Origin of the sequence: Asticcacaulis sp., assembly GCF_027484505.1 — a bacterium.
In the GTDB taxonomy this organism is placed as follows: domain Bacteria; phylum Pseudomonadota; class Alphaproteobacteria; order Caulobacterales; family Caulobacteraceae; genus Asticcacaulis.
This window is the reverse complement of the sequence record NZ_JAIXSV010000245.1, coordinates 1-5,701: the sequence shown is the minus strand read 5'-3', so window position 1 is coordinate 5,701 and position 5,701 is coordinate 1. Positions and strand designations below refer to the sequence as shown.

Here is a 5,701-nt window from a genome sequence, read left to right as displayed (position 1 = left end):
CTCAAGCAGTTCAGGGGAATTGCCACACGATACGACAAAAATCCCCTTAACTTCCTTGCCGCTGTCAAGATTGTAGCCTCTCGCATCTGGATCAAAGCGTTATGAGTCTACGGCCTAGTTGCTTAGGAAAGCGCGTCGTCACCTATCAGGCTTCGGAGGAGCCCTTTAACCGCATATTGATCGAGATGCTTAGGTTGGCCTCAGCAGGGTCTCTGCCGCCATAGCTGCCGGTCACGGGCGAAAGAGCGCCCATATCCTGCCCAACAGCGACCGCAATAAGGCCGTAGTGGCCCATCTGTTCGTTTGTCGGATCGAAAGCCGCCCACCCTGCACCGGGCAGATACACCTCACCCCAGGCGTGTGTAGTGCCCCCCTCCCCCGAGCCCAGCAGACCGAGAGCTTCCGGAACCAGATAGCCTGATACGAGCCGGGTTCTAAAACCCAGTGCGGCGGCGGCCTTTGTGAACAACACCGCGAAGTCACGGCAGGACCCTAATCCCAGTGCCAGTGTATCTACGGCTGACTGGGTGCCCTCCGCGTCGCGCGCTTCATAGGTGATCTGGTTGTGAATGCCAGAATTTATGGCCTGCAGAAGGGTAAGTGTGTCCATGGACCGACCGTGCAGAAAGCTTCGGGCCCATTGCGTTAGGGAACCGGAGTCACTGTCTGAGCTTATGTGAGCGCCAAGGGCGGCCTTTTCAAACTCGGTATACTCAAACGGATAGTGTGTTGCCGGGAGGTCAATACGATAGACCGGCCACGGTACGGCACTGAGTTCCACTTCTGTGGTTGCCTCAACTCGCAGGCTCCTGGCTTTTTTTGCGAGAGTGGCAATCGCAACGTCATTCCCAAAGACGTCCTCCGCAAAGAAAAGCTCAGCCTCCGGGGTCACTTTGACGGAATGTGAAATCAATTTGACCTGCCGCCCTTCCCTGGGCCTCAGAAGCAGGCGGTGCTCGTTCAGGTGGACCGCTTCACTGTATCGATAGTCGGTCACATGGTTGATTATGAGCCGTTTGACAGAGACCAGCATCATGGCAAAGGATGTCACGCTAGCGGATCCACCATCCTCGCTTCGGCGGCGAAGGAACAGAACCTCTCGTGGTTTTCGGTGGGGCCTTAACAGGATCGTCCCCACTGGCGTCGTCATCCAGTTCGATCAAACGACTGACACAGGCCGACACTTCGGCGCCAAGCGCAATCCGCTCGCGCATGGATATGACGGCTGTAAGTTTGTTCTTTGACATGCGGAGTTGGCGACGGGTCTTATCCAGAAGAGCAAGTCGGTCTTTGCGCAGGTCCATGACCGTAGGCCTTTCATCATGGAAAAAAAAGAAGCGATAGCGGTGAAGGCACGCGGTATCAGGGGCGAGCCAGATGAAGACGAAACTCCGTGAGGCCTCGCCGGGAGGCCATAACCGCCCCCATCAGCGCAAGCCCGGTAATCTGGCATTCCGCACCGGTCCACTTCAGCATGGCCAATCGGGCGGCGACGTAATCTGCCGCCAACCTCAGATCTCTTGCGTTACCGGTCGTTTCGACCGGGCCGAATACCATATTGATGATCTGCCGGCGGATTTCGGGCCTGAAGTCCGCAGTGGCGGAGTAAAGCTGAACCAGATACCCCAGAAGCTTCCAAGTCCCATCGAGATCGGCAACGACAGGCGGACGAATGAGAAAGCGCCTGAACTCATTTGGTTCAGTCCGGGCAAGCGCGCCGGCGACCACAAACAGTGTCGCGGTCAGAGCACGATCTTCGCTGTGTTTGAGCAAAGGCAGGTGCCGATCGATAAGCCTGCGAAACGCCAGAACCTCCCCTTTCTCAAGGGTCAGCCCATTGAGAATAAGAGGCTCCAGCGTGTGAGCCAGGGCCTCGCGGTGCGCCTCTGTACGGCCGGGCTCCCACGGCTGGATAAGCACCATGTCTACCAGGTCGGCGATCGTGGTCAGATCGTCGTGGAAAGCGAGCGGCATGGAGGTCATTCGTGGCGAATCTGGTGCGATTTAAAGGGACTTGGGCGATCGCTGAGGTGAAAACACTGCGTCTGACCAACAGGGCTCGCCTGAAGGTCTCGAAGTGACTGGTGAACCAGCCACACCCACCAGTCGGCCTCGCTCAACAAGATCGGCTCCTGCTCTGGATATGCGGCCAGACTGTGGGGAACGGAGCGGGTCAGAATGGTGAAGCTGGTCACCTCATGTCCGCCCTGACGATATTGTCGCCATAGGCCGGCCGCCGCCATCGGCGCACTTTTCGACGAGCGCGCCCTGAGAAGGTGCCGCCCGTCAAATGACGGCAGGGTAAATCCCATGATGGGGACGAGACAATGGTAGTGTCGCCACAAGGTCTCGGAGGGGTCTCCACCTGTCACGTCGTCGATAGGCGTCCAGCGACGATTGCTCGTCCAGGTCTTCAACGCTCCATCATGCCATCGGGGCACCAGCCCCCATTGGCCGTCAACGGCTTGAAACCGCTGGCGATCATCGGACATGATAACAATAGGGATGGTTTGCGGAAGCCCTCCCGTGCAATAGGCCTGACGAGGGGGAATTTCAAAATTAAGCGCTTCGGCAAACGTGCTTAGATCGTGATCAGGTTCAAAAAGCACTTCCCCGGTGGCCCTGTCCGGCGCAGATCTTACTGTTCTGTTTTCGGGAACCATCTCTATGCCTCCCGCAACAGACGCCAGCTGGCAGCCGCGCCCCGCGCGAAGATGACCTGCATTGCGTCCCGCACGCTCAAAACCGCAGCGGCCCGGTTACTATGGCGTTCAATCGGCGCCGAGTCCTTGGAAACCGTCCACACACCGGCGATGTTCGAGACTTCAAAGTAAGACGGTGTATTTGCGTTCACCAGCATCTCGCCGACCGTGGGCCAGATCGCGTGCCAGGTCTGTATGCAGGTTGAAACGGGTGCAAGGGGCGGTGCCTGGGGCATGGGTGTCTCCTAAAAACGGGTCCGGCGCTTCGACCGGGCTCCGGGTGTGGTCAGATGGTTTGCAGGTTACTCGCCGAAGACCGGCCCCGATCCAGCTGAACCTCATAGCTCACCTTCTGACCTTCAGAGAGTGACCGCAGGCCCGCACTTTCGACCGCCGAGGCATGCACAAACACGTCGGTCCCTCCCTCATCAGGCTGAATAAAGCCGAAGCCCTTGATAGAGTTGAACCATTTAACTGTCCCGAGAGCCATGGAGGCCTCCTGTTGCATAAAGACGTGCGCCATCGGACCCGAATGGAATCGGCCGAAATTGAAAATTTTGGGGGAGAGAGACCGAATACGGCATAAATCCAGACAAATAATTGCCTAGAAATACACAATAACACGCGCTCACCACATATCCTAATTATTTTCAATGGAAATTCAAAAAACGATTATTTATTTATTGTAAAAACATATCATTTTTACTTTATCTATTTCACAAATTGGAATTTTTTATTTTTTCAACGATGCGCCATTCGTTTTATTTTTAATATTTTAGTATGTCCGTTTAAGCTGAAAATCTGATGGTGACGCTGGCGTTGCCGATGACGGCTTCGACATCCCCGGCACCCGCCCCTTCGCACCAAACTCGTCCAGCCCGCCGCCATGGCACCTCTGACACCGCCAAAGCCCAGCTATCTCCACACCTGGACAACCCCGAGCGCCTCTCGGCGGTGCATGTGAAGCCCATAGTGAGGTGCTGGCCAGCCATTGGCGGCAAGCGTCCGACCTGGGATATTATTGAGGGTTTCGGACTCATGCCGACCCAGTTCCCGTCCACTACTCAGCAGCCGCACGAGGTGCTGGTGTCGCCAATGGCATCAACTTTCTTTGTTGCCGTTCGACACATCAATCATGATCAACACCAAATACCGATCCGCACGATATCCCCGTCCGTCGAAAACACGGCCAGAAATGACGACAAAGACTTGTGGCGTTTATATGCGGCGTGGAGGAACGGCTCTCCTTTGTTGTGACCTTTGACGGCCACAGTGCGGCACCGAGATGCCGGGAGCGGGAGCCGCGCATCCTATCGGGTCAGTCATCACCGCGCACGCACCGCGCCATCCACGGCTCAATTGCTATATAATCGCGGATCGGTAGATTTGTTAAAGGGCGGCCAGATTTCGGCCGCGCGGCCCTCTTCGAACATCCGCTGTACCCCGGCCAAAGCGGCTTCACGGGCCCCGGTGTGGTGAACATACCCACCTATAAGTTGCCCATCGCGCAACACTTCCCACACACCTTCCCGATGGAAAATTTCAAAGCGGACGGGAGCATTCTCATTAATCAAATTGCTCTCGCCACGAGTAGGCCACAAATCGTCCCACTTCGCCACCAAGGATAAACCTTCTTGCCGCTCAGGGCTTTCGCCAAGTTTGATTATCTCACGAACAAACGCCGCAGCGTAGTCCGACGTGTCTGTGTAATCATGCAACGCAGAGGCCAACCGAACAGGCCGGCCAAAGGTAGCGCTCAACCTTTCCAGGAACTCAGGATGGGTCTCGACCATATGCGCTATAAGGGCTTGCAGGATTTGCTCATGCGCAAGCATTCTGCGCTCAATGGCCGTGTCTTGCGAGATCATTGCAGTGCCTTCCGGAAGAACAAACTCAAGATACCGGCTACCGGCTGGGTGAAACCAGGCGACTGCCGGCAATTAAGACGCCAGCACCCGCTAATCCGAAAATGAGGGATGCCAGCACCCCACTAAAGGGGACCTCAAGAACGAAGCTTAGGCCGTTAGCGACCAGAGCTCCGACGACACCCAAAATGATATTTGAAAAAAGACTCTGATCTGATTTCACGAGCCGATCGACGACCCACCCTGCGGCGGCACCGACAACCAGCGCAACTACCCAACCTAACTGATATTCAGACATTTTCACCACTCCCTGCGCAACACCCAATCAAATACACCCATTAATATAAGTATTATATTCGATTATTATAAATTATATTTCAATAAGCGTTTTTAATAAATATTATTTTAATTGTAACGTATATATTTTTATTTCAAAATAGGATTATCATTTATTCAAAATTTGAATAAATTTCAGGAAGAAAAAATGTCAATTGTAAATAATAAAAATTCAAAAAGAGACGATGATTTTGTTTCAATTTGGTCCGGAGTTATGGTTATTGCCGTTGTTTTAATTACGATTCCCGCAGTTATTTTGATTTTGAAATATGGCGGATCAAGTATAGGAAAGAGCGATTTAAGCTATATAACAGTCCCTCTTGATATGAGCCTTCAAAGCACAAGTCTGTCAACCTAACGAGGCCGATCATATGGCATTAAGAGACGCCTTGTTAAAAAAACCAATGAATATCTATTCCCCGTATCTGGCGACCAACATGTAAAGACGCTCTACTGAACCAGCCAGCTGGACGTAGGGCCGAGGTTGCCTTGAAGTGACCGATCTCCGGTCCGCCACAGGTGACACTCAAACAGCTGCCCGTTCGCGACAAGAGTGAGGCGAGTGTCACCTACCGACTCGATGCGCGCTTGAATGGAGTGCCCTGAGCTCAGGTGTACATCCAGGGTATCGTCATATGAAAACGCGTCACCTTTGATTGCAATCGCGCTTCCGGATTTTATCCCATATTTCCCAGATAGCCATCGTTTCTCGTGACTTTTTAGTCGATATTTGATAATAGAATCAATTAGATGAGGTATTTTTGGGTGAGCTTTGATGGAAGAGGCGGCGGGTGAAGG

At 53.6% G+C, this 5,701-nt stretch carries 11 protein-coding genes and 1 pseudogene; 3 read left to right on the top strand and 9 right to left on the bottom strand.

Annotation, left to right across the window (positions count from 1 at the left end):
- A pseudogene (locus tag Q0072_RS14460) lies at positions 1-105 on the top strand (IS5/IS1182 family transposase); the annotation flags it as partial.
- A gap of 40 nt (positions 106-145) precedes the next feature.
- Here Q0072_RS14460 and Q0072_RS14455 read toward each other — a convergent pair.
- From Q0072_RS14455 to Q0072_RS14430, 6 genes are read right to left on the bottom strand one after another with little or no spacing between them, the layout of a single operon-like run.
- Positions 146-1,051 carry a transglutaminase family protein gene (locus Q0072_RS14455; RefSeq protein ID WP_298331432.1) on the bottom strand — a complete coding sequence of 302 codons (906 nt, stop codon included), beginning with the start codon at positions 1,049-1,051 and terminating at the stop codon, positions 146-148.
- 1 nt (position 1,052) lies between these two features.
- Positions 1,053-1,304: a hypothetical protein gene (locus tag Q0072_RS14450; protein WP_298331430.1), complete on the bottom strand. Its 252-nt coding sequence runs from the start codon at positions 1,302-1,304 to the stop codon at positions 1,053-1,055.
- Between the two features lie 58 nt (positions 1,305-1,362).
- Entirely contained in the window at positions 1,363-1,983 is a 621-nt protein-coding gene (locus tag Q0072_RS14445) for a hypothetical protein (protein WP_298331428.1), read from the bottom strand.
- Entirely contained in the window at positions 1,980-2,663 is a 684-nt protein-coding gene (locus tag Q0072_RS14440; RefSeq protein ID WP_298331426.1) for an SOS response-associated peptidase family protein, read from the bottom strand. The genes Q0072_RS14445 and Q0072_RS14440 overlap by 4 nt, the downstream gene beginning before the upstream one ends.
- 2 nt (positions 2,664-2,665) lie before the next feature.
- Positions 2,666-2,938 carry a hypothetical protein gene (locus tag Q0072_RS14435; RefSeq protein WP_298331424.1) on the bottom strand — a complete coding sequence of 91 codons (273 nt, stop codon included), beginning with the start codon at positions 2,936-2,938 and terminating at the stop codon, positions 2,666-2,668.
- Between the two features lie 50 nt (positions 2,939-2,988).
- Positions 2,989-3,192, bottom strand: a complete 204-nt coding sequence (locus Q0072_RS14430) for a cold-shock protein (RefSeq protein WP_298331422.1) — start codon at positions 3,190-3,192, stop codon at positions 2,989-2,991.
- 314 nt (positions 3,193-3,506) lie between these two features.
- On the opposite strand from Q0072_RS14430, the gene Q0072_RS14425 reads away from it, so the two are divergent.
- Positions 3,507-3,959 carry a hypothetical protein gene (locus Q0072_RS14425; RefSeq protein WP_298331420.1) on the top strand — a complete coding sequence of 151 codons (453 nt, stop codon included), beginning with the start codon at positions 3,507-3,509 and terminating at the stop codon, positions 3,957-3,959.
- 98 nt (positions 3,960-4,057) lie between these two features.
- On the opposite strand, the gene Q0072_RS14420 is transcribed toward Q0072_RS14425, so the two are convergent.
- On the bottom strand, positions 4,058-4,570 hold the full coding sequence (locus tag Q0072_RS14420) for a hypothetical protein (protein ID WP_298331418.1): 513 nt from the start codon (positions 4,568-4,570) through the stop codon (positions 4,058-4,060).
- A gap of 37 nt (positions 4,571-4,607) precedes the next feature.
- The gene (locus Q0072_RS14415) at positions 4,608-4,865 is read right to left on the bottom strand and encodes a GlsB/YeaQ/YmgE family stress response membrane protein (RefSeq protein WP_298331415.1); all 258 of its coding nucleotides are present in this window, start codon (positions 4,863-4,865) and stop codon (positions 4,608-4,610) included.
- A 186-nt stretch (positions 4,866-5,051) separates the two neighbouring features.
- Here Q0072_RS14415 and Q0072_RS14410 point away from each other — a divergent pair, with 186 nt between their 5' ends.
- A complete protein-coding gene (locus tag Q0072_RS14410) occupies positions 5,052-5,261 on the top strand; it encodes a hypothetical protein (RefSeq protein WP_298331413.1) in 210 nt (69 codons plus the stop codon).
- A gap of 92 nt (positions 5,262-5,353) precedes the next feature.
- Here Q0072_RS14410 and Q0072_RS14405 read toward each other — a convergent pair.
- On the bottom strand, positions 5,354-5,701 hold a 348-nt coding region (locus Q0072_RS14405; protein ID WP_298331411.1), incomplete at its 5' end, for a hypothetical protein.

Bases quoted from the DNA above. Each gene is read 5' to 3' on its own strand.
- Q0072_RS14450 (WP_298331430.1), bottom strand. From the start codon at position 1,304: ATGGACCTGCGCAAAGACCGACTTGCTCTTCTGGATAAGACCCGTCGC.
- Q0072_RS14445 (WP_298331428.1), bottom strand. From the start codon at position 1,983: ATGACCTCCATGCCGCTCGCTTTCCACGACGATCTGACCACGATCGCC.
- Q0072_RS14440 (WP_298331426.1), bottom strand. From the start codon at position 2,663: ATGGTTCCCGAAAACAGAACAGTAAGATCTGCGCCGGACAGGGCCACC.
- Q0072_RS14435 (WP_298331424.1), bottom strand. From the start codon at position 2,938: ATGCCCCAGGCACCGCCCCTTGCACCCGTTTCAACCTGCATACAGACC.
- Q0072_RS14430 (WP_298331422.1), bottom strand. From the start codon at position 3,192: ATGGCTCTCGGGACAGTTAAATGGTTCAACTCTATCAAGGGCTTCGGC.
- Q0072_RS14425 (WP_298331420.1), top strand. From the start codon at position 3,507: ATGGTGACGCTGGCGTTGCCGATGACGGCTTCGACATCCCCGGCACCC.
- Q0072_RS14420 (WP_298331418.1), bottom strand. From the start codon at position 4,570: ATGATCTCGCAAGACACGGCCATTGAGCGCAGAATGCTTGCGCATGAG.
- Q0072_RS14415 (WP_298331415.1), bottom strand. From the start codon at position 4,865: ATGTCTGAATATCAGTTAGGTTGGGTAGTTGCGCTGGTTGTCGGTGCC.
- Q0072_RS14410 (WP_298331413.1), top strand. From the start codon at position 5,052: ATGTCAATTGTAAATAATAAAAATTCAAAAAGAGACGATGATTTTGTT.